The organism is Leifsonia sp. Leaf336 (assembly GCF_001423695.1).
Classification (GTDB): Bacteria; Actinomycetota; Actinomycetes; order Actinomycetales; family Microbacteriaceae; genus Leifsonia.
The window spans coordinates 572,969-599,297 of sequence record NZ_LMOZ01000003.1; the positions used below are offsets into that span (position 1 = coordinate 572,969).

The following is a 26,329-nucleotide window of genomic DNA, read 5'->3' on the forward strand; positions in this document are numbered from 1 at the left end:
GAGGGTACCTGATCCGGCCCGGAGTGTGAAATCGAGTGCGCTCCGCCCGTCAGTTGTTCGTGAAACCGACGAGCAGGCCCCCGGTGATCTTCACCGAGAGGTTGTAGAGCAGTGCGAAGACCGCGCCGAGCGCGGTCACCACGACGATGTCGAGGATGCCTACGACGAGCGAGAAGCCCATCACCTGACCGAGTCCGAGCACCGACCGCAGGTCGCCTCCACCGGCACCGGAGATGTCCTTCACCAGACCGTTCAGCTGGTCGAAGATGCCCGTCCGGTCGAGGACGGTCCAGATCAGGAACGAGCCCACGATGGCGATGATCGCCAGGCAGATGCCCGCGAGGAACGAGAGCTTCACTGTCGACCAGAAGTCGACGTACACGAGCTTCAACCGCACCTGCTTGGCGGATGCGGGTCGTCGTGTCGACTTCCTCGCGAGTTTCTCGGCGACGCTACTGCTCATCTACGGCTTCATCCTTCCCGGCACGACCGGTCTCATCGTCGGCATCCGATTCTGCATCGGGAACCTGGGAATCAAGGTTGCGCTCGGTGTTCTTCGCCAGAGCGATGATCTTGTCGGACTCGGCGAAACGTGCAAAAACGACACCCATTGTGTCTCGGCCCTTGGCAGGTACCTCGGCCACGGCAGAGCGTACCACCTTGCCGCTGGCAAGAACCACCAGGACCTCGTCGTCCTCGTCCACGATGAGAGAACCCACCAGGTCCCCCCGGTCATCGCTCAGTTTCGCGACCTTGATGCCCAGACCGCCGCGGTTCTGGAGGCGGTACTGATCGGCCGAGGTGCGTTTGGCGTAGCCTCCTTCGGTCACGACGAAGACGTAGCCCTCATCGGAGACCACGGCGGCATCGAGCAGGCTGTCGTCTCCGCGGAAGTGCATTCCGATGACGCCGGACGTCGAGCGGCCCATCGGCCGGAGGGCCTCGTCGCTCGCGGTGAACCGGATCGACATGCCCTTGCGCGACACGAGGAGCAGGTCGGAGTCATCCTCGACGAGCAGCGCTGAGACGAGCTCGTCGTCCTCGCGCAGCTTGATCGCGATGATGCCGCCGGACCGGTTGGTGTCGTACTCCTCGAGCGCGGTCTTCTTGATGAGGCCGTCGCGAGTGGCGAGTACCAGGTACCTGGCCGCCTGGTAATCACGGATGTCGAGGATCTCGGCGATCTCCTCGTCCGGCTGCATGGCGAGCAGGTTCGCGACGTGCTGGCCCTTGGCGTCACGCCCGGCCTCCTGGACCTCGTACGCCTTGGCGCGGTAGACCCGGCCCTTGTTCGTGAAGAAGAGGAGCCAGTGGTGGGTCGTCGTCACGAAGAAGTGATCGACGACGTCCTCGCCGCGGAGCTGGGCGCCCTTGACGCCCTTGCCGCCGCGGTGCTGGCTGCGGTAGTTGTCGCTGCGGGTGCGCTTGATGTAGCCACCACGGGTGACGGTGACCACCATCTCCTCTTCGGGGATGAGATCTTCGACGCTCATGTCGCCGTCGAAACCGAACATGATCTCGGTGCGGCGGTCGTCGCCGAACCGGTCGACGATCTCGGTGAGCTCCTCGCTGACGATGCTGCGCTGACGAGTCGGGTCTTCGAGGATCGCCTTGAGGTCCAGGATCTCGATCTCGATCTGGTCGTGCTCTTCGGTGATCTTCTGACGCTCGAGAGCGGCGAGCCGGCGCAGCTGCATCGCGAGGATGGCGTCGGCCTGCACGTCGTCGACCTCGAGCAGCTGCTTGAGGCCGTCCCGTGCGTCCTCCACGGTCGCCGACCGTCGGATGAGCGCGATGACCTCGTCGAGGGCGTCGAGCGCCTTCAGGTAGCCGCGCAGGATGTGCGCTCGCTCCTCTTTCTTACGGAGGCGGTAGCGGGTGCGGCGCACGATGACTTCGATCTGGTGGTCGACCCATGCCGTGATGAAGCCGTCGAGCGCGAGCGTGCGCGGGACGTTGTCGACGATCGCGAGCATGTTCGCGCCGAAGTTCTCCTGCAGCTGCGTGTGCTTGTACAGGTTGTTCAGTACGACCTTGGCGACGGCGTCGCGCTTCAGCACGATGACCAGGCGCTGACCGGTGCGGCCGGAGGTCTCGTCGCGGATGTCGGCGATGCCGCCGACGCGGCCGTCCTTCACCAGCTCGGCGATCTTGATCGCGAGGTTGTCGGGGTTCACCTGGTACGGCAGCTCAGTGACGACCAGGCAGACGCGGCCCTGGATCTCCTCGATGCTGACGACCGCGCGCATGGTGATCGAGCCGCGGCCGGTCCGATAGGTGTCCTGGATGCCCTTGATGCCGAGGATCTGCGCACCGGTCGGGAAGTCCGGTCCCTTGATCCGCTTGATGAGCTCCTCCAGAAGCTCCTCGCGCGGGGCGTCCGGGTGGGCGAGGTGCCAGAGAGCGCCGTCGGCGACCTCCCGGAGGTTGTGCGGCGGGATGTTCGTCGCCATACCGACCGCGATGCCGACCGAGCCGTTGACCAGCAGGTTCGGGAAGCGGCTCGGGAGGACGGCCGGCTCCTGGGTGCGACCGTCGTAGTTGTCCTGGAAGTCGACGGTCTCCTCGTCGATGTCCCTGACCATCTCGAGGGCGAGCGGCGCCATCTTCGTCTCGGTGTACCGCGGCGCGGCGGCGCCGTCGTTGCCCGGCGATCCGAAGTTGCCCTGGCCGAGCGCGAGCGGGTAGCGGAGGCTCCACGGCTGGACGAGACGCACGAGTGCGTCGTAGATGGCGGAGTCACCGTGGGGGTGGAACTGCCCCATGACGTCGCCGACCACACGAGCGCACTTCGAGAACGCCTTGTCGGGGCGGTAGCCGCCGTCGAACATCGCGTAGATCACGCGACGGTGGACGGGCTTCAGTCCGTCGCGCACCTCGGGCAGCGCGCGCCCGATGATGACGCTCATCGCGTAATCGAGGTACGACCGCTCCATCTCCTTCTGCAGATCGACCTGGTCGATTCTGCCGTGGATGCCGAAGCTCTCGCCGGTGGGGGTCTCGTCCGTCACAGTGCTCTCTTCTCGTAACCGAGGTGTCGTCTGGCTGCGGTCCTCAGATGTCGAGGAACCGCACGTCCTTGGCGTTCTTCTGGATGAACGAACGACGCGACTCGACGTCCTCGCCCATCAGGGTGGCGAAGATCTCGTCGGCAGCGGCGGCGTCATCGAGAGTGACCTGGAGGAGCGTGCGCGTCTCCGGGTTCATCGTGGTCTCCCACAGCTCCTTGTAGTCCATCTCGCCGAGACCCTTGTAACGCTGCACCCCGTTGTCCTTGGGGATGCGCTTGCCCGCTGCGAGACCCTCCGCCAGGAAGGCGTCGCGCTCGCGGTCGGAGTAGACGTACTCGTGCTCCGCGTTCGACCACTTGAGGCGGTAGAGCGGCGGCTGAGCAAGGTACACGTAGCCGAGCTCCACGAGGGGCCGCATGTAGCGGAAGAGCAGCGTCAGCAGCAACGTCGTGATGTGCTGGCCGTCGACGTCCGCGTCGGCCATGAGCACGATCTTGTGATAGCGCGCCTTCTCCGGGTTGAAGTCCTCGCCGATGCCGGCGCCGAACGCCGTGATCATGGCCTGCACCTCGTTGTTGGCGAGCGCGCGGTCGAGCCGCGCCTTCTCGACGTTGAGGATCTTGCCGCGCAGCGGGAGGATCGCCTGGGTCTCGGGGTTGCGGCCCTGAACTGCCGAACCGCCGGCCGAGTCGCCCTCGACGATGAAGATCTCGGAGACCGTCGGGTCCTTCGACTGGCAGTCCTTGAGCTTGCCCGGCATCCCGCCGCTCTCGAGGAGGCCCTTTCGGCGAGCGGTCTCACGCGCCTTGCGGGCGGCGAGGCGCGCGGTCGCGGCCTGGAGCGCCTTGCGGATGATCTCCTTGGCCTGGTTCGGGTTGCGGTCGAACCAGTCGCCGAGCTGATCGCCGACGACCTTCTGCACGAACGCCTTGGCCTCCGTGTTACCGAGCTTCGTCTTGGTCTGACCCTCGAACTGCGGCTCCGACAGCTTGACCGAGACGACGGCGGTCAGGCCCTCGCGCACATCCTCGCCGGAAAGATTGTCGTCCCTCTCTTTGAGGATGTTCTTCTCGCGCGCATAGCGGTTCACAAGGGTCGTCAGCGCAGCGCGGAAGCCCTCCTCGTGCGTGCCGCCCTCGTGCGTGTTGATGGTGTTGGCGTAGGTGAAGACGGACTCGTTGTAGCTCGTCGTCCACTGCATGGCCACCTCGAGCGCGATCTTGCGCTCGGTGTCCTCCGACTCGAACGAGATGATCTCGTCGTGCACGACATCGGCCTTCTTGGCGGAGTTGAGGTAGTGGACGTAGTCGGTCAGGCCGCGCTCGTAGAGGAAGACCTCCGACCGGGAGGCGAACACCTGCTCGTCCTCCTCGACCTCGCCCTCGACGGGCTCGACCTGCGGTGCGCGCTCGTCGGTGATCGCGATGCGCAGACCCTTGTTGAGGAACGCCATCTGCTGGAAGCGAGTGCGAAGGGTGTCGTAGTCGAAGACGACGGTCTCGAACGTGTCAGGGCTCGGCCAGAAGGTGATGATCGTGCCGGTGCGATCCGACTCCTCCCCCTGTTCGAGCGGAGCCTGGGGCACGCCGTTGCGATAGCTCTGACGCCACACGTGACCTTGCCGGTACACCTCCACGTCGAGCCGGCTGGACAGCGCGTTCACGACCGAGCTGCCGACGCCGTGCAGGCCGCCGGAGACCGCGTATCCACCGCCGCCGAACTTTCCGCCGGCGTGCAGGATCGTCAGCACGACCTCCACCGTCGACTTCTTCTCGGTGGGGTGCTCGTCGACCGGGATGCCGCGGCCGTTGTCATCGACGCGCACGGCACCGTCGGGGAGGATCGTCACCTCGATGTTGTCGGCATGCCCGGCGAGCGCCTCGTCCACGGAGTTGTCGACGATCTCGTAGACGAGGTGGTGGAGTCCGCGGGGTCCGGTGGAGCCGATGTACATTCCGGGTCGTTTGCGGACGGCTTCGAGACCTTCGAGGATCTGGATCTCATTCGCGCCGTAGTCGTGTTCCGCCTCGGCCCTGTTCGGTTCCATCGTCATATGAAATTAGGCTCCTGACCGCACTCAACAGTGACACTCCATTCTACCAAGCGCGGCGAGCCGAATTGCCCGAAATCGCCCATCTGACGCGTTTTCTTTGCTCGGGCGACCTCTTTTGTGCAGTTAGCCGTAAGTATCGCGCGGACCGCGCCCTGGAATCGACCTGGGACCGCGTTTCCAGGAGGGGGCGTCCGGCCCTTGAAATCGGATCGACTCGATCTCGGCCCCCGGGAACCGCTCCCCGATGCGCACGAGAAGCTCCGAACGCATCATCCGCAGCTGCGTCGCCCACGCCGTCGACTCGCATCGCACGACCAGCACGCCGTCGACGATCTGGTCGGGGACGGCGTGCCGAGCGGTCTCCTCACCGGCCAGCTCCTCCCACCTGTCGAGGAGGTCGGACTTGGCGAGAGCACCCGTCCAGCCCAGCTGCATCGCGAGGGCATCGACGACATCGCCGAGCCCGCGGGGGTCGCGTCCGGCGCCGAACGGCTTCGACCCGGTGGGGTCGTGCGTCGATCGTCTCGCCCTGCGGCTGCGGGACGGCGTTCCGGTGAAGAGTTCCTTCATCCGCAGGTAGACCGCCGCCGCCTCGCTCACGATCCCACGATAGTCCCGGCCTCGATCCTCACGGTGTGCGCTGCGAGGGCCTGGGGCACGTCGTCGAGGACGGCCGCCGTGATGAGGACCTGCTCGTAACCGGCTACGGCGGTTGCAAGCATCCGCCTCCGTGCCTGATCCAGCTCGGCGAAGACGTCGTCGAGGATCAGCACGGGATCTCCCGTCGACGACTCTCGCCGCAACAGCTCTGCGGACGCCAGCTTGAGCGCCAGGGCGAACGACCAGGACTCGCCGTGGCTCGCATACCCCTTGGCAGGCAGGCCGTTGAGCTCGAACAGCACGTCGTCACGATGCGGACCGACGAGGGTCAGTCCGCGTTCCAGTTCCTTCGCGCGCACTCCCGCGAGCGCTCCGCGGAAGACGTCCGCGGTGTCACCGGATGAGGTGGTTACAGCGGAGTCGGTGTCTTCATCGTCGTCGTCGACGTGGGCGCCTCGGATCGTGAGTTGCGGGAGCAGCTTCGGATGATGGTCGTCGCCGGCCACGGATCGGTACGCAGCCACCAGCGGATCGCTCAATCGAGCCACCAGGTCGAGCCGGGCGTCGACCAGCTCGGTTCCGAGCGCGACGAGCCGTTCGTCCCAGATGTCGAGGGTTCCGAGCTGGTCGGACTTGATGCGGGAGGCGCGAGCCGATTTGAGCAGGGTGTTCCGCTGCTTGAGCACCCGTTCGTAATCCGCGATGACCGCGGAGAAGCGGGGATTGCGCTGGATGAGAAGTTGGTCGAGGAACCGGCGGCGAATGCCCGGCTCACCTCGGACGAGGGCGAGGTCCTCCGGAGCGAAGAGCACGCTGGAGAAGTACCTCGGCAACTCGCGGGGCTTGATGGCCCCGCGGTTGACCTGCGCGCGGTTCGGGGACGATCGGTTGAGCTGGACCTCCACGAGCAGTTCACGGCCGTCGTGTTCGATACGCGCTCGGACGATCGCCGAGTCGGCGTCCTTGCGGATCATCGCCTGGTCGCTCGACACCCGGTGCGACCCGAGGCTGCTCAGGTAGCCGAGCGACTCGACGAGGTTGGTCTTGCCCTGACCGTTGCGGCCGACGAACAGATTGGCGCCGGCCGCGAACGGGACCTCCGCGGTGCGATAGTTGCGGAAATCAGTCAGGGAAAGATGTGTAACTCTCAATGAGGGTTAGTCCACGGCCTTCACGGCGTGGCCACCGAACTGGTTGCGGAGGGCGGCGACGGCCTTCATCGCCGGCGAGTCCTCCTGGCGCGACACGAAGCGCGCGAAGATCGAGGCGCTGATCGTGGGGACGGGGACGGCGTTGTTGAGCGCCTCCTCGACTGTCCACCGACCCTCGCCCGAATCCTGGACGAATCCTTCGATGTGCTCGAACTCCGGGTCCTGCTCGAGAGCGCGGACGAGGAGGTCGAGAAGCCACGAGCGCACCACGGTGCCGCGCTGCCACGCCTTGAACGTTCCGGTGACGTCCTTGATGATGTCCTTGCGGGTGTCGAGCAGCTCGTATCCCTCGGCGTACGCCTGCATCAGCGCGTACTCGATGCCGTTGTGCACCATCTTGGCGTAGTGGCCGGCGCCGACCTCACCGACGTGGACGAAGCCTTCGTCGCGCGGGCCTTCGGGGCGGAGAGCGTCGAAGACCGGCATGACCCGCTCGACCTGCTCCTTGGAGCCGCCGACCATCAGGCCGTAGCCGTTCTCCAGGCCCCAGATGCCACCAGAGACGCCGGCATCCATGAAGTCGATGCCCCTGGGCGCGAGCATCTCGGCGTGCTTGAAGTCCTCGGTGAACTTCGAGTTGCCGCCGTCGATGACCAGGTCGCCCTTCTCGAGCAGGGGCTCGAGGTCGGTGATCACGGCGTCCGTGATCGCGCCGGCCGGAACCATGACCCAGACGGTGCGCGGCGCGGGAAGCGCCGTGACCAGGTCGGCCAGGGTCGCGACGTCGGACACCTCCGGATTGGTGTCGTAGCCGGTGACCTCGATGCCCTTCTTCTCCAGGCGGGCGCGCATGTTGTTGCCCATGCGTCCGAGACCGATGAGGCCGATGTGCATGATTGTCCTTCTTCTCTCGTGGAGCGGGACCGGGTTCAGCGCAGCAGCAGGTTGGGCTGCAGCAGGTACTTGTACGAGTCCGAACCGGACTGGTCCTTCGACGTCTGGCTCGTGATGAGCACCGGACCCGGCTTGTTGGGGTTCTCGGTCTTGGTGAAGGAGATGCGCACGAATTCCGAGTGCACGGCACCGAGACCATCGAGCAGGAACTGCGGCTTCAACGAAACCACCGTCTCCTGGCCAGTGAGGAGAGCGTCGATGCTCTCGGATGCTTGAGCCTGCTCGGAGCCGATCGCTTCCAGCGTCAGTCCGTCTGCAGTGAAGGTGTAGCGGAGCGCGGCTTCGCGCTCGAGAACGAGCGCCACACGGCGGGTCGCTTCGATGAGTTCGCCGGTGTTGACGACCGCGTAGTTGTCGACCTGCTCGGGGAACAGTCGGCGCACCGGAGGGAAGTTTCCCTTGATGAGCAGCGAGGTCACGGTCTTCTTGTCTGCCGTGAAAGCGATGAGCTCGCGGTCGTCGCGGTTGGTGATCGCGATCGAGACCGTGCCCGAGTGGCCGAAGGTCTTACCGATCTCGGTGAGGGTCCGTGCTGGGACGAGGGCGGTCTGCGCTTCTCCGGAGGTCGTCCCGTTGTCCCAGTCGATCTCACGGACGGCGACACGGTAACGGTCGGTGGCGACGAGTCCGAGCGTGTTGTTCCCGACCTCCAGCTGAACACCCGTGATCACCGGTGTGACGTCGTCGCGCGATGCGGCGACACCGACCTGCGCGACGGCCTCGGCGAATTCCTCGGCGGGCACGAGCCCCGCCTCGCCCGAGACCTGCGGGATGCTCGGGTATTCCTCGACCGGCATGGAGAGCAGCGTGAAGTTCGCCGATCCTGCGCGGACGACGATCTTGGATTCCTCGGTCGAGAACTGCACGGGCGCGTTGGGGAGCTTGGCCGCGATCTCCGCGAGAAGGCGCCCTGAGACGAGCACGCGTCCCGGTTCCTCGACCTCGGCGGCGATCTGCGTCTGAGCGGAGACCTCGTAGTCGAAGGAGGAGAGCTGGAGTCCGCTGTCGGTCGTCTCGATCAGCACACCGCTCAGGATGGGAAGGGTCGTCCGCTGCGGAAGAAGCTTCACGGCGAAGGACACGGCCTCACTGAAGACATCCCGATTGGCTTGGAACTTCACGAAGTCTCCCCTGGCTCTGCGCTCGGATACGGAACGACACAAATCCTAGCGCTTGGCCTCTGGCCGAGAAGTTGTCATTCGAGCAACCGCTTGAGGTTGTCGGCCGGCCTTAACTCAGAAGAGTTAATCATTAATGGTGTTAACCGCTGTGGAAAATGTGGATAACTCGGTGGATACCAGGAAATCAGAGGGAACTACAGTCTCGTGACTTGTTGATGAGCCGTGGAATCCCGGTGTTGACAGCTCCTGCGGTCGGGATGGCTTCGATCGGCTTTTCACAGCGCCGGGCCATCCGTCCCCATTAATCGAGCGACTTTCCGGAACTTCTCCACAAGTTATCCCCAGGTGTTAATAACGAACTCTCCCCACTCTGGGGATCAATCTGTGGATAACTATTCCGACGCACCTCGGCGTGGCGCGGTGGAGGCTACTTCCCGTAGCGGTGGTTCTGCTTGATCCGGCTGGTGAGCTCTGTCACCTGGTTGTAGATCGAGCGCCGCTCCTTCATGAGCTCGCTGATCTTCTTGTTCGCGTACATGACCGTCGTGTGATCGCGGCCGCCGAAGAGCTGTCCGATCTTGGGCAGCGAGAGGTTGGTGAGCTCACGGCACAGGTACATCGCGATCTGACGCGCCGTGGCGACGGCTTGCGAGCGGCTCGAACCGTAAAGGTCGTCGACGCTGAGCTTGAAGTACTCGGCCGTGTTGGTGATGATGTCGGTCGGCGCGATGACGTTGTCGTCGTCGAGCGTGATGAGGTCCTTCAGCACGGTCTGCACGAGAGGCATGTCGACCGGTGTGCGATTGAGGCTCGCGAACGCCGTGACGCGGATGAGCGTGCCCTCGAGTTCACGGATGTTGCTGGAGACCTTCGAGGCCATGAATTCGAGGATGTCATCCGGCACCAGGATCTTCTCGCTCTGCGCCTTCTTGCGAAGGATCGCGATGCGGGTCTCGAGGTCGGGGACCTGGACGTCGGTGATGAGACCCCACTCGAACCGCGAGCGCATCCGGTCTTCGAAGCCGGTCAGATGCTTCGGGGGGAGGTCGCTGGTGATCACGACCTGCTTGTTGTGGTCATGGAGGGTGTTGAACGTATGGAAGAAGGCCTCCTGCGTCTCGACCGCACGCTGGAGGAACTGGATGTCGTCGATCAGAAGGATGTCGATGTTCCTGTATCGCGCCTGGAACGAGGAGCCGCGGTTGTTGGCGATCGAGTTGATGAAGTCGTTCGTGAACTCCTCGCTCGACACATACCTGACCCGGATACCTGGGTAGAGGCTCATCGCATAGTGGCCGATGGCGTGGAGGAGGTGGGTCTTGCCCAGGCCCGAGTCGCCGTAGATGAACAGCGGGTTGTACGCCTTCGCGGGCGCCTCAGCAACGGCGACGGCCGCAGCGTGGGCGAATCGGTTGGACTGGCCGATGACGAAGTTGTCGAAGCTGTACTTCGCGTTGAGGCGGGTGTCGCCGTTGCGCGGCGGGGCGGTGATCTCGGTGGGAGGCGCCACCATCGGTGCCACCGCGTCGAGATAAGGCGCGGGCTCGGGTTCGGCGGGGCCGGCCATCGACTCCTGCTGGATCTCCGGGTTCACGACGATGGCGAACGTGTTCACCTCGAGGGTCTGGTCGAGAGTGCCGATCGCATTGAGGAGGGGGACGCGACTACGCTGCTCGATCATGCCGCGTGTGAACTCGTTGGGCACCTCCAGATAGAAGGTGCCGGCCATGATGCCCTTGGGTTCGACCAGACTGAGGAAGCCGTGCAGCTGAGGTGTGATGCGGTCGTCCGTCTCGAGCTTGTCGAGCACGTTCTGCCATGCCGCAGATATGGACTCTTCGCCGCCTGCCATCGTTCCCCGTCTTCAAATCGTGGATGCCGTCGGCCCGGCGCGAGACGAGTCGTCCCCCGTATGACTCACGTCGGGCTAGCGGCAAGGGATGCCGCCCTGGGGTATTCACAGAGTTATCCACCGCTGTGTGTGCAATACCGTAGCGATCTCCGGCCGCTTTTGGGATGGGCTGGGGATAACTTTGGACCTCACGCTAACTTGTCCACAGGTGGGGATCAAATTCGATTGGCGGAATACTCCGGCGCGTCGTCGAGCCGGTTCCTGCAAATCCCGTGGATAATCAAGGGTTTCGGGACGATCAGTTTGACCTCGGTCGGCCCAGGACGTAGTTTTAATCAGTTGACTTCAGCCGTTTCGGCTGCCCAGAAACTTTCCTGGCCTCCCCGTGCTGGCCTTTTTCCTTCAGCACCGGCCTGTGAAGAGACCACCACGGAGATTGATATGAGCAAGAGAACGTTCCAGCCGAACAACCGCAAGCGCGCCAAGACCCACGGCTTCCGCCTCCGCATGCGCACGCGTGCCGGCCGCGCCATCCTGTCGGCTCGTCGCGCCAAGGGCCGCGAGAAGCTCTCGGCCTGATCCTTCTCGGATAGGCGCGGCGCGTGCTCGCGAAACCCCATCGCATCACGCGGGGCGCGGACTATCGGGCGACCGTGCGACGAGGTGCGCGCTTCACTGCAGCGAACACCACCACTCACGTTCGCCTGAACCGCGACTCCGACGTGGTGCGGTTCGGTTTCATCGTGAGTAAGGCCGTGGGCAACGCGGTGGTTCGCAACCGTGTGAGGCGACGTCTCAAGGCAGCGGCCTACGAGGTGCTTCCACGACTCGAATCCGCTGCTGGTGACGGTCCCGGTCTCGACATCGTCATCCGGGCATTGCCAGCATCCGCCCAAGTGAGGTGGGCTACCCTGCACGAAGAGGTATCGGGTGCCGCAGACCGGTTCCTCAGCCGCCACACCACCAGTTCACGCGAAACTCGTCGAAGCGACACCACCGAAGGCAACGTCCGTCCATGAACACCGCGATCACAGCTGTGCTCCTCGTTCCGAGGAATGCTGCCGTGCTCGTGCTCCGGGCGTATCGGGCGGTCATCTCTCCGCTCTACGGCGACGTGTGCCGGTACTACCCGTCGTGTTCCGCGTATGCGCTTCAGGCCATCCAGGAGCACGGACTGATCGTGGGAAGTGTTCTCGGCATCCGCCGAATCAGCCGCTGCCACCCGTGGGCAGCGGGCGGGGTCGATGACGTCCCCCTCAAGAAGAAGCGCCGTTACCGGGTCACCCCGTTCGGATTCGTCGTCGCGACAAGCCAGGGAAAGGCCTAGCAACCAGACATGGACATCATCGGTACGATCCTCTGGCCCATCAAGTGGGTCGTGGAACTCATCCTCGTCGCGTGGCATTGGCTGCTCACGGCGATGGGCATGGATCCCGCGGCGGGAATCACCTGGGTGCTGGCGATCGTCGGTCTGACCGTCGTCGTGCGTGCTGCGCTGATCCCGATCTTCGTGCGCCAGATCAAGAACCAGCGACGGATGCTGGAGATCGCGCCGCAGCTCAAGAAGATCCAAGACAAGTACAAGGGCAAGAAGGACCAGTTCTCTCGCGAGGCGATGTCCCGCGAGACGATGGAACTCTACAAGAAGACGGGCACGAACCCGCTGAGTTCCTGTCTGCCGCTGCTGCTGCAGATGCCGGTGTTCTTCTCCCTGTTCCAGGTGCTCAATGGTGCTCAGAGCGGCAAGGCCGGCGTCGGCCCGCTGAATTCCACTCTCGCTCAGCAGTTCGGCAACGCGACGCTCTTCGGTGTTGCGCCGCTCCACCAGAGCTTCCAGGGCGCGATGAACGCGCACCCACCGCAGGTCGCCGTGATGGTCATTGCGGCCGTGATGGTCGTGCTCATGACGGGTTCGCAGTTCCTCACGCAGCTGCAGATCGTTTCGAAGAACATGTCGCCGGAGACCAAGGCGAGCCCGCAGTTCAAGCAGCAGCGGATCCTCCTGTACCTCCTCCCCTTCGTGTTCCTGTTCTCGGGCTTCGCTTTCCCGCTCGGCGTCATGTTCTACTGGCTCACCTCGAACCTCTGGACGATGGGCCAGCAGTTCCTGGTCATCCGCAACATGCCGACCCCGGGTTCGGATGCCGCGAAGGCTCGCGAGGCCCGCCTCGCCCGCAAGGGCAAGCTGGTGCAGGACGGCGCTGTCGTCCTGGCAGTAGAAGAGGCGCCTCAGCAGAAGATCACGACCCAGCGCGTTCAGCCGGTGAACAAGAACCGCGCGAAGAAGCAGGCCGGAAAGAAGTAGGGAACATGACCGACGTGCAGACCGATGTGACACCTTCCGACGAGGAAGCGCTCCACTCCCCCGCCGACGAGGCGGAGACGACCGAGGAGTCAGCGCCCGCCTCGGGAAGCGACCTCGACCGCGAGGGCGACATCGCCGCGGACTACATCGAGGAGCTCCTCGACATCGCGGACATCGATGGGGACATCGATATCGACACCCGCAACGGCCGCGCGTACATCTCGGTTAACGCAGAGGCGGGGACGAACCTTCACCTGCTGTCGAAGCCTGATACGGTGACTGCCCTGCAGGAGCTGACGCGCCTCGCTGTCCAGAACCAGACTGGCGAATTCTCCCGGCTGATTCTGGACATCGCGGGTTCTCGCGATGCACGCCAGGCTGAGCTCGCGACGCTCGTGGACCGCGCGATCGCACGCATCGAGGAGGGGGCAGCCGAGGCTGCGCTTCCCTCCATGTCCTCGTATGAGCGCAAGGTCGTGCATGACATCGTGTCTGAACGTGGATATGTCTCCAACTCGCGCGGCGAGGGACGTGACCGCCACACGGTCATCACCGCCGCGTAGTTTCACGTGAAACGGTGACTGATTCCGTCGAGACCGAACCAGCGGTCGCAGCGGCCCTGTTCGGTAAGCAGCTCGGGGCTGCTCGTGCGTTCACAGCGAACCTGGTCGCGCAAGGTGAAGAACGAGGGTTGATCGGACCGCTCGAGCTCCCCCGCATCTGGACGCGGCATATCCTCAACTGCGCAATCGTCGCTCCCCTCCTCCGACCAGGAACCGTCGGCGATGTCGGAAGCGGTGCCGGACTCCCCGGCTTGGTCCTGGCAATTGCGCGTCCGGACGTCCAGTTCGTGCTCATCGAGCCGATGGAGCGTCGCGTCGCCTGGCTCAATGAGCAGGTGGAGGAGCTGGAGCTGACGAACGTGGCAGTTGTGCGCGATCGCGCCGAGGATGTCCGACTGTCCGACCGGCTGGACCAGGTCACCGCGCGTGCTGTGAGTGCTTTCCGCAAGCTCATCCCCCTGACCGCACCGCTCTTGCGCGACGGCGGCGAACTCGTTCTGATGAAGGGCGCTGGTGCGGCGGCGGAAGTCGCGGCGGCGTCGAAGGAGATGCGGAAGTTCTCTGTGCGTGATGTCGAGGTGATCACCTTAGGTGAAGGCGTTCTCGACGACGTCACCCGCGTGATTCGGGCGACAGTTCGCTGAGTATACGTGCGGTTTTCCACACTTCCGCGATGCTGGCCGGCCCGCTCGGGCATGCAAGCTAGAGTTGACGAATGATGCGCTGAGCGCTCCAGTTTTTAGTACCGCGGCCAGGCCGTGCACCGAATCAAGCGACGAGGTTTCACGTGAAACAACCTGATCAGGACACTCCCACTGAGGTGGGCGAAGTGTCCTTCGATGGGTCTACTCCCCTGGCTCGGGAGATCCAGGATTTGGCGCGGAGGAGACAGGCCATCGCTTCGACCACGCTCCCCCTTCCGTCCAGGACGCGCATCTTCACCATCTCGAACCAGAAGGGTGGGGTCGGGAAGACAACTACCGTCGTCAACTTGGCTGCCGCGCTGGCCAAGTCGGGTGCGCGCGTGCTTGCGATCGACCTGGATCCCCAGGGAAACGCTTCGACAGCGCTGAGTGTCGAGCATCGTGAGGGAACGCCGAGCGTTTACGACGTCATCGTCAACGATAAGGAGCTCGAGGAGGTCATTCAGAAGAGCCCGGAGTTCGACGGGCTTTTCGTGATTCCCGCCACAATCGACCTCGCCGGTGCCGAAATCGAGCTCGTTTCGATGGTTGCCCGCGAGCAGCGGCTTTCGCGGGCTTTGAGTCGCTTCCTTGACGAGTTCGACATCGACTATGTCCTGATCGACTGCCCTCCCTCGCTCGGTCTCCTCACCATCAACGCATTTGTAGCAGCGACTGAGGTTCTCATCCCGATCCAGTGCGAGTACTACGCACTGGAGGGATTGAGCCAGCTCCTCAAAAACATCCAGCTGATCGAACGGCACCTCAACCCCAAGCTCCAGGTGTCGACGATTCTGCTTACCATGTACGACTCTCGGACCAACCTGGCGCACCAGGTGGCGGCGGACGTTCGCGAACACTTCCCGGACGAGGTGCTGGACACCATCATCCCTCGCTCCGTCCGCATCTCCGAAGCCCCGAGCTACGGTCAGAGCGTCATCAGTTATGACGCCAACTCGTCAGGGTCGCTCTCCTACTTGGAGGCGGCTGCAGAAATCGCACGAAGAGGAGTACCCCGCTAATGGCAGCGAAGCGTACGGGATTGGGACGGGGAATCGGAGCGCTCATTCCGATAAGCGATCAGTCGGCACGCCCTGTCGACGTTTTCTTCCCTGAAACGTCTGCTGTTGCGACGGACACGCTTGTAGCGGTGCCTGGTGCTCGCCTGGCCAACCTCTCCCCCGCCGACATCGTTCCGAATGCGGCGCAGCCGCGCGTGGAGTTCGATCGCGAGGCTCTGGACGAGTTGGTGGCAAGTATTCGCGAGGTCGGCGTGCTTCAGCCGGTCGTCGTGCGTCCCGTCTCCGGGCACACGAACAAGTACGAGCTCATCATGGGTGAGCGGCGACTGCGCGCGACGAAGGAACTCGGGCTCGACAGCATCCCCGCCGTCATCAAGGAGACCGCCGATGAGGACATGCTCCGCGACGCGCTACTGGAGAACCTGCATCGTTCGCAGCTGAACCCGCTGGAGGAGGCGTCCGCCTACCAGCAGCTGCTCGCTGACTTCGGAATCACGCAGGAACAGCTCGCCACGCGCATCGGTCGGTCGCGGCCACAGATCACGAACACGATTCGCCTCCTCAAACTCCCAGCACCGGTGCAGTCCCGGGTGGCGGCTGGTGTTCTGAGTGCCGGTCACGCGCGAGCGATTCTGTCGGTCGGTGACGATGTAGATGCGATGGTCCGACTGGCCGACAAGATCGTGAACGAGGATCTGTCGGTTCGCGCCGCCGAGGCTGCGGCGAGCAAGACTCCGAAGCCGGTGCGATCGAAGGCGTCCCCCGGTAAGCACCGAGGCCACCTCGACGAGGTGGCAGAACGGCTCGGAGATCGCCTCAACACTCGGGTGAAGATCTCTCTCGGCGCACGGAAGGGTCAGATCGTGGTGGACTTCGCCACGATTCAGGACCTGAACCGCATCCTCGATGAGATCGGTCAGCCCACCTACACTTCGCCGGTCCGTTTCACGTGAAACCTCCCCCGCTAGTCTGGTGCGACCGCGCTGGCCCAGCGGCCGGGAGGCGGCTCGCGATGGAGCGAGGGGGAAGTTGTGAAGCGTGTTGTTGCGTGGCCGGGGGCCGCAGTCGTCGCTGTCGTGCTCACTGGGTGCTCGATAGAGTCAACTCCGTCAATGACATCAACGGTGGCGTCCGTATCTGAATCGACGCGTGCGACCGAGCCGCTCGCGTTCGGGGCGCTCACTCCCACGGCTGGCATTTCCGGCGACCTGCTCGTCGAGGGGGTCGGAGAGGATGTTGTTGTTCGACTGTCTTCGTTCCATGGTGGAGGCTCGCAACTGAGACTTCTTCTCACCGATAGTGACGACGTTAAAGTAGGCGGTTGCCTGCCGCCCGAAGCCAGCACCGCGAGCGTTGGAGGGAGTCCGCCCGCCCCACATCGACCTTTGCTCTCGCAAAGCGCGCTGACGTTGAAAGCGGTGCCGTTCCCCGATTCAGTCGGGGAGTCCTCGTCAGGCAACGCACGGACTCGGACGCAGTCGACTGCGCTGAGCCGGTCGCCGCAGTCGCCCTCATCGAGTGGTCGAACTAGCCCCGTTTCACGTGAAACCCGACTCAGGAGTCAGCGATAGCAGCAGCAGCGAGCGTCGCGTAGACATCTCCGAGATCACGCCCGGAGGCGGCGATCGCCTGGGGCATGATCGACGTTTCGGTGAGGCCAGGAAGCACATTGGCCTCCAGAAACCACGGGACGCCATTGGCGTCGACGATCAGATCGACGCGTGACAGATGCCGCAGGCCGAGCGCGCTGTGGGCGGCCGTGGCCGCGGCAGCCACCGCCTCGAGGACGTCGGGCTCGAGGCGGGCGGGCACGTAGAACCGGGTCTCCCCCGCGTTGTATCGGGCGTCGAAGGTGTAGGCACCCTCCAGCGGTTCGATCTCGACGGGAGGAAGAGCGATGGGGCCGTCGCCCGTGTCGAGGACGGCGACGGACACCTCGACACCTTCGACCTTGCGCTCGATCAATGCGACGTCCGCGTACGTGTAGGCGTCCACCATCGCCCGCGGCAACTCCCCCGCTGTCGTCACGACGGTAACGCCCTGGGCCGAACCTCCGTGAGCAGGTTTGACGACCAGGGGTACCTCGAAAGCGGACAGCACGGTCTCGAGCACACTGTTGGCACCGAGCTCTCGGAAGGTCTCCTTCGGCAGCGTGACTGACTCCGGTGTCGCGACCCCGGCCCTCGAGACGATGGTCTTCGCGGCCGGCTTGGACCATGCGAGTCGAGCGGCGTCGGTGGTCGACCCGACGAATGGGACGCCGGCGAGCTCGAGCAGCGCGCGAAGCGAGCCGTCCTCTCCGCTCGATCCGTGAAGAGCCGGCCAGACGACGTCAGGACGGCTCTCGCGCAGATATCCGAGGAGAGCGGCGTCGGGTTCGAGGACCGTGACTCGGTGGCCGAGGGACTGCAGGCCGTCTGCGACGCGTCGTCCGGTGCGGAGGGAGATGTCGCGTTCATGGGAGATCCCGCCGGCGAGGACGACGATGTCGAGTGCTTCGTTTTCGGCCATGATCTGCTCTTTCTCTGGCTTCGTCGTGTCAGCGGAGGTCGGTGGGCGGGTTGGGACTGGTCCGGCTGATGCGCGGTGCGCTCAGTGGGCCAGTGCCCGCGAAGGTGTCCAGGAGGTCCTGCTCGCCGTTGATGACGTTCGCGAGCCGGCGGACGCCGACCTTGATGTTCTCCGGCGTCGGATAGCAGAACGACAACCGGATGTTCTGTGCTCCGGATCCGTCTCCATAGAATGCGGTGCCCGGAGTGTAGGCGACCAGCTCCGTGACCGCGCGTGGAAGCATCGCCTTGGAGTCCAGGTGCGGCGGGAGGGTCAGCCACACGTAGAACCCACCGTTCGGGTTGGTCCACGAGAGCTCGGGCAGATGCTCCTGGAGGGCCGAGATCATCGCCTCCTTGCGCTCGCGGTACACGCCACGGAATGTGTCGATCTGCCCGCGCCAGTCGGCGTCACGCAGATACTCCGAGATGACGAGCTGACTGAACGAGCTGGGGCTCAGCACCGCGGCCTCGTTGGCGAGGATCATCTTCTCCCGGATGGCGTGCGGTGCGAGCGCCCAACCGACGCGGAAGCCGGGCGCGAGAGTCTTCGAGAAGGTGCCCAAATAGACCACGCCGTCGCGCTCGACGGAGCGCATTGCTGCCGGTGGCTTGTCGCCGAAGTACAGGAGGCCGTACGGGTTGTCTTCGAGCACCAGTATGTCGTTCTGCCGCGCGATCTCGAGGATCTCCAGGCGTCGTTCCCACGACAGCGTCACTCCGGCCGGATTGTGGAAGGTCGGGACGGTGTAGAGGAACTTGACCCGCCGGCCCGCTGCCTTGAGGCGGGCGATGTGCTCGCGCAGCGCCTCCGGGATCAAGCCGTGCTCGTCCATGGGGACATGGTCGACCTCCGCCTGGTAGGAGCGGAAGATCACCATGGCGGTCACGTAGCTCGGGCCTTCGGCCAGTACGACGTCGCCCGGATCGATGAAGAGCTTGCTGAAGAGTTCGAGCGCGTGCTGGGAGCCGGTGGTCACGATGACGTCGTCGGCGCTGCCACTGATGCCCTCGAGCGCCATGACGTCGAGGATCTGCTCGCGCAACGTAGGAACGCCCTGGCCCGAGCCGTACTGCAGAGCGACGGGACCCTGCTCGCGCATCACCCGGTCCATGGCCCCGACGACGAGGTCTTCGGGAAGCGCCGCGACGTACGGCATGCCGCCGGCCAGCGAGACCACCTCGGGGCGGCTGGCGACGGCGAACAGGGCTCGGACCTCACTGGCGGCCAGGCCGCTCGTGCGCTGCGCGTAGTGGTGATACCACGGGTCCAAATTATTGCCCTGCTGACGCGGGCTGCCCTGTTCTGTCACGAATCAGTCCGTTTCTCGTGTCTTTCATTCATGCTAGGGGCGCGACTCATCCCTCTGGAAATCGAGGGGCTGTGAAACGCAGAAGACCCGCCCGGCGCAGTGAGCGCCGGACGGGTCTGAGAGTGCGAGAAGCAGCCTGGCGGTCTACGCGAGGTAGGCGGCGAGGTCCTGCTCGAGGGCGGGCTTCGGCTTGGCGCCGATGACGGTCTTGACGACCTCGCCACCCTGGTACACCTTCATCGCCGGGATGGAGGTGATCTGGTACTTCGCAGCGGTCTGCGGGTTCTCGTCGACGTTGAGCTTGACGATCTCGATCTTGTCCGCGTGCTCGGCGGCAATCTGGTCGAGGATCGGGCCGACGGCGCGACACGGACCGCACCACTCGGCCCAGAAGTCGACGAGGACGGTCTTTCCGCTGTTGAGGACGTCCTGCTCGAAGGTGGCGTCCGTCACGGAACGTGCTGCTGACATTGTTGTGATTCTCCTTATGCGGTGGTCGTGAGTTCGAGATCGCCGGACGCGCTCTCGGCGCGCTCCAGCAGGTCTGCGGGAAGAGTCGTCAGGTAGTGCTCGGCGTCGAGCGCCGCGACCGTTCCCGACGCCGCGGCGGTGACCGCCTGACGGTAGCTGGGGTCGATCACGTCGCCCGCGGCGAACACGCCCGCGACCTTCGTCTTGGAGGTCCGGCCGGCGACCGCGATGGTGCCCTCCGGAGTCAGGTCGAGCTGGCCGTGCACCAGGTGCACGCGCGGGTCGTTGCCGATGGCGATGAACAGGCCCTGCAGCTCCAGCTCGCTCTGCTCGCCGGTCTGCAGGTCGCGCAGCGTGACGCTCCGCACCTGCTCGTCGCCGTTGATGCCGACGACCTCGGAGTTCCAGATGAACTCGATCTTCTCGTTCGCGAAAGCGCGATCCTGCATGATCTTGGAGGCGCGCAGCGATTCACGACGGTGGATGACGTACACCTTGTCCGCGAAGCGGGTCAGGAAGTTCGCCTCCTCCATCGCCGAGTCGCCACCGCCGACGACGGCGATCGTGCGCTCACGGAAGAAGAAGCCATCGCAGGTAGCGCACCAGGACACTCCGTGTCCGGACAGGCGCTCCTCGTCCTCCAGGCCGAGCTTGCGGTAGGCGGAGCCGGTCGCGAAGATCACAGACAGCGCCTCGTGCACGGCGCCCGAACCCAGCGTCACCGTCTTGACGTCACCGGTCAGATCGACCGACACGACGTCGTCGAGGACGACCTCGGTGCCGAACTTCTCGGCCTGCGCCTGCATCTTGAACATGAGGTCGGGGCCCATGATGCCGTCGGGGAAGCCAGGGAAGTTCTCGACCTCGGTGGTGTTCATCAGCTCGCCGCCGGCCTCGACGGAGGAGGCGATCAGCAGCGGCTTGAGGTTGGCTCGCGCGGCGTAGATGGCCGCGGTGTAACCGGCAGGGCCGGAACCGATGATGATGATCTGCCGCACGGCGGAACTCCTTGGTGGTCTGCGGTGCTCCCGACCGGAGGCACCGCCCTGTAGAACACATCCTAGGCGGATGCTATTCCGTGTCACCTGCGAGTGGAGGAACGGGATGCGGCGCGGTCCAGAACCGGCGCAAGGCCGGCCTCCAGATCGCGGGAACGCAGGATGCCGAGAGCTCCGACGTACACGATCAGCATGACGACTCCGATGATCGCCGAGGCGACGATCGCGGTAATGGGGTTACGGACGGGGAAGGCGCCGGCCGTGACGCCGCCGAGGATGATCAGGAAGCCTGCGCCGGCGATGATCGCGGCGACAGCGGCGACGATGAATCGCCAGAGCGAGCCGAAAATCCGCGTGCCGTCCACTCCCCCGGTGCGGCGGCGCAGCAACCAGAACGCGAGGAAGGCCTGCAGGACGCTCGCCAGCGACACGACGAGGGCGACGGAGGCGGCGCGCACCGACGGCGGGACGGCGAAGCAGGTGAGCACGCCCGCGACGATCACGACGACCTGGGCCAGCGTGAAGAAGAACGGGGTGCGGGTGTCGCCGAGGGAGTAGAACGCCCGCTGCGCCATGAACACCAGTGAGAACGGGACGAGCCCGATGAGGTACGCGATGAGGACCAGGCCCATAGCCTGGTAGTCCGAGGTGAACACGCGAGCGACCGGGTACGCGGCGACGATGAGCACAGCGGACGCGAAAACGATGAACAGCATGATCGAGCGCGCGGCGGAGGAGAAATCCTGCCGGAACGAGCCGATGGCGCCACGATGGGCGTGCTCGGCCATCCGGGTGTAAAACGCGGTGACGATCGACACCGCGATGATCCCGTGCGGCAGCATGAAGATGAGCCACGCGTTCTGCATGACGAACGTTCCGGCGTATTGAGGTCCGGCGGAGTTCGAGACGTTGACCTCGATCAGGCCGGCGAGCTGGGTCGCGATGAGCATCCCGAGCGTCCAGCCCGCCGCTTTTCCGGCCGTCCCCAGATTGACCCCGCGCCAGCCGAAGTCGAATCGGAAGCGCAGGCCGACCCGGCGCCAGAAGATGAACAGGATCAGCGCCTGTACGGCGATCCCGAGCGTCGCGCCGCCGGCGAGCAGGGCGACCATCCAGAAGGACCAGGTCGTGCCGTGGCCGCCGTGCGCGGAGGTGCCGAAGGCGAGGATGAATGCCACGAGCAGCACGATCGCCACGACGTTGTTGACGACCGGCGCCCAGGTGAACGGACCGAACGACTTGCGGGCGTTCAGCACCTCCCCCAGCAGTGTGTAGAGGCCAAGGAAGAAGATCTGCGGCAACGACCAGTAGGCGAACGCCGTCGCCAGTTCCCGCTGTTCGGCCGGGACGCCGAACAACGCGATCAGCACGGGAGCCAGGATGGTGGCGACAATAGCGATCGCCGCGAACACGACCATGCCGAGCGTGACGAGCTTGTTGATGTACGCCCGGCCGCCGTCGGGGTTGACCGACGCGCGTACTATCTGCGGCACCAGCACGGCGTTCAGGATGCCTTGGGCGATGATCGCGTAGAGGCTGTTCGGGATGGCCGTCGACGTCCCATAGGCGTTCGCAGCGAACGACACCGCACCGATCGCCTGCACCAGCAGCCAGGCCTTCGCGAAACCGAGGAGTCTCGACACGAGCGTGCCGGAGGCGAGCATCGCGCTCGCGCGGCCGACGCTAGCCATGCGCGCCTCCCGAGCCGGAGGGGGTGTGGGGGCCGTCCGTTGTCGGACCGCCATCCGAACCGTCGCTCTCGGCGGCCGCGCCGTCGACGGAAGCGCGGTCGCCCTCGCTCGTATCCTCGCCAGCCTCGCCCTTGCGGCGTTGATCGCGGCGGCGGAGGATGTTGCGCACGATCCCGAAGCCGAACAGCAGCACGACCAGGATGCCGAAGATCAGGGCTCCGATGCCCTCCCAGTCCGCATGGACCTCCACGGTCACCGAGCTAGGGTCGCCGATGGGCACGCCCGTAGGGCTGTACAGCTGCAGCGACAGCACAACCTGACCGTTGCCGACCTTGGCCTTGACGGGGACGAGCATCGTCGCCCGAGAGTCCTGAGGGATTGTCTTGGTCGTCGGCTGATCGATCTCGAGACGGCTGTTGGACGGGGAGGCGCTGAGGACGACGGTCACGGCCTCGTTCGGCAACTCGTTGCTCACGGTGAACGGGATCGACCCCTGGGCACTCACGAGGTTGACGTTCTCGGTGGGCAGGATGTGGACGGAGTGCAGGGTGGAGACGGTCGTCTTCCCGCTCTGCACGACCGCCGCCGTCCAGTCGGATCTCGGGTTCTGCCACGAGACGGCGAGGAGTGTGAGGAGCTGCGCGCGGGTGTTTCCGGTGAGAGTCGTCGGGTCGGCGAGGATGGTCGCGAACTCGTCGAGGGACTTCTCGTCCTGCAGGAGGGTATGGATCGCGTCGATCCGAGCCTGCGACTCCGGGGAATCGGTGAGAGTGAGATCCGACGACTGCTGTGATGCCAAGACCGAGGAGAACGTGGAGGGCGTCGACCACGGGTTGGAGAACAGGGAGTCGAGCGTGCGCTGCAGCTGGGTGCCGCTCGATGGCCACGACCGGTCGAGGGCGATCAAGAGGTGGTGCGGAGTGGAGCTCTCGGAGCTGACGAGCTGCAGCTGCGCGTTCAGCTTGGACATCGCGCTGTTCCACGCCAGATCGCTGGGCGCGGAGACCGCCTGGCGGAGCGCGTCGGACAGCCGCTGGTCGGAGACCGCGAGTGTGGAGGATCCCGAACGCGCGGGAGCGTTCGGGGTGGAGTCGAGCTTGGCCGCGTTCGTGTTGTCGCCGGAGACGATGACGGTTCCGAGGCCGGCGGTCGCCAGCGGCGGGAGGTCGGCGGCGCGGGTGGTCGCGTCGCCGGGCCAGGCGATGCCGGCGAGGCTGTAGTCCCAGGCCAGCAGCCGGTCGAGCGTCGGTAAGGTCGGTCCGGTGCCGGGAGTGGGCGTCGGGCTCGGGGTCGCAGCGGGAGTCGCGGTGGGGGTCTGCGGCTCGCCGATCGCGGTGGGCGACGGGGTGAAGTTCTTCGGGTCGATCGCGTAGCCGAGGGCGGTCGGCTTGAGCGGCGCGGGGAGCCCGGCCTGGATCTGCCCGGTGACATCGGCGTCACCGTAACCGAGTGAGAAGGTGTCGTTCGGGAGAGCGCTCAGGCGATCGAGCCATGCCGTCGCAGTCTCCGGGGCGGAGTTGCCGAGGACACGGATGGACGCGATGATCATCGGGTCGATCCCGACAGCGACCGTGCTGTGGTTCTGCAACCCGTCGAGATCGCGGGTGAGGACCCCGTTCGGAGCCGTGTAGGTGCTGAGATCCTGAGCCGAGATCAGGCCGTCCGCAGTCGACGGGCTGACGATCGGCATGACGACGCCGATCTCCGAGCGGGTCGCCGCTCCACCCGGATACCAGACGACCGACCCCCGCGCCTCTGCCGTGCTGTCGCCCTCGGTGACCGAGGCCCCGATCCCGTAGACCGCGGAGGTGGGCCGCGTTGCGAACGGGACGCTCGCCGCAGGCACCGTCACGGGCACGACGACGCTCGAGCCGGGCTCCAGGATGGGGACGACCGCCTCACCGAGGTCGACCTGGTCCGTGACTGCGGCGGTGGAGGTCAGCCAGGAGCTGAGTTCGTCGCGGGAGGCCCGAGGATCGGGGTCGTACCAGAGCTTCACCGCGCCGGACGTGTGGGCCTTGTCGGTCGGATTGCTTACGGTCACGGAAGTGACCAGGTCTTGTCCGGGCGACAGGATGCCCGCGCCGGACGCCGTGATCGAAGCCGTGACCGACAAGCCTGCGGCAGCGTGAACACCTGTCGCGGCCGCCGGCGGCGCGACTGCGGCGACGGCGGGAGTCGTCGCGGGGGCTGCGACGGTCGAGAGGAGGGTCGCCACCGCGACCGCGGCGCCGACGAGGGCGGCGCGGACTCGCGTGCCGCGAAGGGAGAGGCCGGGTACCCTCATGCGCCCGCGCACGATCCCGGTTCCGCCTCCATGTCGACGATTCTAGAGGCCGGCCCCTGTGAGCCCGGCGAGCACCGCGGGCGGCCGGAAAGGGCGTACTGCCAGGCGTCCCATTAAAATGAGGCACCATGCAGTCCGTCGCCGAATCCCTCGAACGTCTCGGAGCCCTGGCGACGACGCCCACCGTGGAGAGGGTCGCACAAGCGTTCGCCGCCGCGGGCCACGAACTCTCCCTCGTCGGAGGGCCGGTGCGCGATGCCCTCCTCGGCCGGGAGGTGCACGACCTCGATTTCACCACCGATGCGCGTCCGGACGACATCCTGGCCGTCGTCGGCCCGATCGCCGATGCGGTCTGGGACATCGGGCGCGCCTTCGGGACCATCGGAGCGCGCTTCGGCGACGACACGGTGGAGATCACGACCTACCGCAGCGACAGCTACGACGGCCTGACCCGCAAGCCGGAGGTGCAGTTCGGCGACACCCTCGACGGGGACCTCCTGCGCCGCGACTTCACCGTCAACGCGCTGGCGCTCCGTGTGCCGGAGGTCCGGCTCGTCGACCCGTCCGGCGGCGTGGAGGACCTGATCGCGCGCCGCATCACCACTCCGTCGACGCCGGAGATCTCGTTCGGGGACGACCCGCTCCGGATGATGCGCGCCGCTCGCTTCACGGCCCAGCTGGGGTTCGTCGTCGACGACGAGACCCGTGACGCGATGACGCGCATGGCGGATCGCATCACGATCGTCAGCGCAGAACGGGTGCGCGACGAGCTCACCAAGCTGCTGCGGGCCGATGATCCGCGACCGGGCGTCGAACTCCTCGTGGAGTCGGGTCTCGCCGACCACGTCCTCCCCGAGGTGCCGGCACTGCGGTTGGAGGTCGACGAGCACCACCACCACAAGGACGTGTATCAGCACAGTCTCACCGTGCTCGACCAGGCGATCGGCTACGAGAAGGAACGCCATCCCGGAGCCGCCCCCGACCTCGTGCTCCGCCTGGCCGCGCTTCTGCATGACATCGGCAAGCCGGCGACCCGCCGCTTCGAGGCCGGTGGCGCCGTCAGCTTCTATCACCACGACCTGGTCGGCGCGAAGCTCGCGAAGAAGCGTCTGACGGCGCTGCGATTCGACAAGGCGACGGTGGACTCGGTCGCGCGGCTGATCGAGCTGCACCTCCGCTTCTTCGGCTACTCCGACGCCCACTGGACCGACTCCGCCGTCCGCCGCTACGTCCGTGACGCGGGCGCGGAGCTGGAACGCCTGCACATGCTCACGCGCGCCGACGTGACGACGCGCAATCGACGCAAGGCCGATCGGCTCGGGTTCGCCTACGACGACCTGGAGAGCCGGATCACGGAGCTGCAGGCTCAGGAGGAGCTCGACGCCGTGCGTCCGGACCTCGACGGAGAGCAGGTCATGCGGATCCTCGGTCTGCGGCCGGGCAGGGAGGTCGGTCAGGCGCTCCGTTTCCTTCTCGATCTCCGGCTCGACGAGGGCCCGCTCGGTGAAGAGGAGGCCACGCGCCGGCTTCTGACGTGGTGGGACACGCGCCAGACTCCTTCACAGTGAGGTCGTCGCCCGAGTTCTCCACGGATCCGTCAGCGGGTGCCTCCCGTCGCTGATCGCAGCACGAGGCTGGACTTATGAGCATCACAGACACCCTCACACCGCTGCCTCAGCGCCCCAGCTGGCGCGGAACCACCGCA

23 protein-coding genes are annotated in these 26,329 nt (G+C 65.4%); 9 read left to right on the forward strand and 14 right to left on the reverse strand.

Annotation, left to right across the window (positions count from 1 at the left end):
- Positions 1 to 49 precede the first annotated feature (49 nt).
- The 8 genes from ASF88_RS18055 to dnaA form a co-directional block, all read right to left on the reverse strand.
- Positions 50 to 463 (reverse strand): DUF3566 domain-containing protein, encoded by a 414-nt coding sequence (locus ASF88_RS18055; protein ID WP_055922061.1) that lies wholly within the window; start codon positions 461 to 463, stop codon positions 50 to 52.
- Positions 453 to 3,011 carry a DNA gyrase subunit A gene (gene gyrA, locus ASF88_RS18060; RefSeq protein ID WP_055922063.1) on the reverse strand — a complete coding sequence of 853 codons (2,559 nt, stop codon included), beginning with the start codon at positions 3,009 to 3,011 and terminating at the stop codon, positions 453 to 455. The genes ASF88_RS18055 and gyrA overlap by 11 nt, the downstream gene beginning before the upstream one ends.
- 43 nt (positions 3,012 to 3,054) lie before the next feature.
- A complete protein-coding gene (gyrB, locus tag ASF88_RS18065) occupies positions 3,055 to 5,064 on the reverse strand; it encodes a DNA topoisomerase (ATP-hydrolyzing) subunit B (protein WP_055922066.1) in 2,010 nt (669 codons plus the stop codon).
- Between the two features lie 123 nt (positions 5,065 to 5,187).
- Positions 5,188 to 5,634, reverse strand: a complete 447-nt coding sequence (locus ASF88_RS18070) for a DUF721 domain-containing protein (RefSeq protein ID WP_055923074.1) — start codon at positions 5,632 to 5,634, stop codon at positions 5,188 to 5,190.
- A 26-nt stretch (positions 5,635 to 5,660) separates the two neighbouring features.
- The gene (gene recF, locus ASF88_RS18075) at positions 5,661 to 6,815 is read right to left on the reverse strand and encodes a DNA replication/repair protein RecF (RefSeq protein WP_055922068.1); all 1,155 of its coding nucleotides are present in this window, start codon (positions 6,813 to 6,815) and stop codon (positions 5,661 to 5,663) included.
- Positions 6,816 to 6,821: 6 nt separating this feature from the next.
- Positions 6,822 to 7,709: a phosphogluconate dehydrogenase (NAD(+)-dependent, decarboxylating) gene (gene gnd, locus ASF88_RS18080; RefSeq protein WP_055922071.1), complete on the reverse strand. Its 888-nt coding sequence runs from the start codon at positions 7,707 to 7,709 to the stop codon at positions 6,822 to 6,824.
- Between the two features lie 35 nt (positions 7,710 to 7,744).
- Complete coding sequence (dnaN, locus tag ASF88_RS18085) at positions 7,745 to 8,890, reverse strand: DNA polymerase III subunit beta (RefSeq protein WP_055922074.1); 1,146 nt, start codon at positions 8,888 to 8,890, stop codon at positions 7,745 to 7,747.
- 427 nt (positions 8,891 to 9,317) lie between these two features.
- The gene (dnaA, locus tag ASF88_RS18090; protein WP_055922077.1) at positions 9,318 to 10,742 is read right to left on the reverse strand and encodes a chromosomal replication initiator protein DnaA; all 1,425 of its coding nucleotides are present in this window, start codon (positions 10,740 to 10,742) and stop codon (positions 9,318 to 9,320) included.
- Between the two features lie 441 nt (positions 10,743 to 11,183).
- Here dnaA and rpmH point away from each other — a divergent pair, with 441 nt between their 5' ends.
- From rpmH to ASF88_RS18125, 8 genes are all read left to right on the forward strand, one after another.
- A complete protein-coding gene (gene rpmH / locus ASF88_RS18095; RefSeq protein ID WP_055922080.1) occupies positions 11,184 to 11,321 on the forward strand; it encodes a 50S ribosomal protein L34 in 138 nt (45 codons plus the stop codon).
- 23 nt (positions 11,322 to 11,344) lie between these two features.
- Positions 11,345 to 11,761, forward strand: a complete 417-nt coding sequence (gene rnpA / locus ASF88_RS20195; RefSeq protein ID WP_082519056.1) for a ribonuclease P protein component — start codon at positions 11,345 to 11,347, stop codon at positions 11,759 to 11,761.
- Positions 11,758 to 12,069 (forward strand): membrane protein insertion efficiency factor YidD, encoded by a 312-nt coding sequence (yidD, locus tag ASF88_RS18100; protein WP_055922082.1) that lies wholly within the window; start codon positions 11,758 to 11,760, stop codon positions 12,067 to 12,069. The genes rnpA and yidD overlap by 4 nt, the downstream gene beginning before the upstream one ends.
- 9 nt (positions 12,070 to 12,078) lie before the next feature.
- Complete coding sequence (gene yidC / locus ASF88_RS18105; RefSeq protein ID WP_055922084.1) at positions 12,079 to 13,047, forward strand: membrane protein insertase YidC; 969 nt, start codon at positions 12,079 to 12,081, stop codon at positions 13,045 to 13,047.
- Positions 13,048 to 13,052: 5 nt separating this feature from the next.
- Positions 13,053 to 13,610, forward strand: a complete 558-nt coding sequence (locus ASF88_RS18110) for a Jag family protein (protein ID WP_055922088.1) — start codon at positions 13,053 to 13,055, stop codon at positions 13,608 to 13,610.
- A 14-nt stretch (positions 13,611 to 13,624) separates the two neighbouring features.
- The gene (gene rsmG, locus ASF88_RS18115; protein ID WP_055922091.1) at positions 13,625 to 14,254 is read left to right on the forward strand and encodes a 16S rRNA (guanine(527)-N(7))-methyltransferase RsmG; all 630 of its coding nucleotides are present in this window, start codon (positions 13,625 to 13,627) and stop codon (positions 14,252 to 14,254) included.
- 143 nt (positions 14,255 to 14,397) lie between these two features.
- Positions 14,398 to 15,315, forward strand: coding sequence for a ParA family protein (locus ASF88_RS18120; protein ID WP_055922094.1), 918 nt, complete (start codon positions 14,398 to 14,400; stop codon positions 15,313 to 15,315).
- Positions 15,315 to 16,268: a ParB/RepB/Spo0J family partition protein gene (locus tag ASF88_RS18125; protein ID WP_055922097.1), complete on the forward strand. Its 954-nt coding sequence runs from the start codon at positions 15,315 to 15,317 to the stop codon at positions 16,266 to 16,268. The genes ASF88_RS18120 and ASF88_RS18125 overlap by 1 nt, the downstream gene beginning before the upstream one ends.
- A gap of 601 nt (positions 16,269 to 16,869) precedes the next feature.
- Here the strand turns inward: ASF88_RS18125 and ASF88_RS18130 are convergent.
- From ASF88_RS18130 to ASF88_RS18155, 6 genes are all read right to left on the reverse strand, one after another.
- Entirely contained in the window at positions 16,870 to 17,826 is a 957-nt protein-coding gene (locus ASF88_RS18130) for a D-alanine--D-alanine ligase family protein (RefSeq protein WP_055922100.1), read from the reverse strand.
- Positions 17,827 to 17,854: 28 nt separating this feature from the next.
- The gene (locus ASF88_RS18135) at positions 17,855 to 19,177 is read right to left on the reverse strand and encodes an aminotransferase-like domain-containing protein (RefSeq protein ID WP_055922104.1); all 1,323 of its coding nucleotides are present in this window, start codon (positions 19,175 to 19,177) and stop codon (positions 17,855 to 17,857) included.
- Between the two features lie 144 nt (positions 19,178 to 19,321).
- A complete protein-coding gene (trxA, locus tag ASF88_RS18140; RefSeq protein ID WP_055922107.1) occupies positions 19,322 to 19,648 on the reverse strand; it encodes a thioredoxin in 327 nt (108 codons plus the stop codon).
- Positions 19,649 to 19,662: 14 nt separating this feature from the next.
- Positions 19,663 to 20,646 (reverse strand): thioredoxin-disulfide reductase, encoded by a 984-nt coding sequence (gene trxB / locus ASF88_RS18145; RefSeq protein WP_055922111.1) that lies wholly within the window; start codon positions 20,644 to 20,646, stop codon positions 19,663 to 19,665.
- 83 nt (positions 20,647 to 20,729) lie between these two features.
- On the reverse strand, positions 20,730 to 22,337 hold the full coding sequence (murJ, locus tag ASF88_RS18150) for a murein biosynthesis integral membrane protein MurJ (protein WP_055922114.1): 1,608 nt from the start codon (positions 22,335 to 22,337) through the stop codon (positions 20,730 to 20,732).
- A complete protein-coding gene (locus ASF88_RS18155; RefSeq protein ID WP_082519057.1) occupies positions 22,330 to 24,624 on the reverse strand; it encodes a DUF6049 family protein in 2,295 nt (764 codons plus the stop codon). Before ASF88_RS18155 ends, murJ begins: the two co-directional genes overlap by 8 nt.
- 128 nt (positions 24,625 to 24,752) lie before the next feature.
- Between ASF88_RS18155 and ASF88_RS18160 the strand changes: the two genes are divergently transcribed.
- Positions 24,753 to 26,192 carry a CCA tRNA nucleotidyltransferase gene (locus ASF88_RS18160; RefSeq protein WP_055922117.1) on the forward strand — a complete coding sequence of 480 codons (1,440 nt, stop codon included), beginning with the start codon at positions 24,753 to 24,755 and terminating at the stop codon, positions 26,190 to 26,192.
- Positions 26,193 to 26,329: the final 137 nt, after the last annotated feature.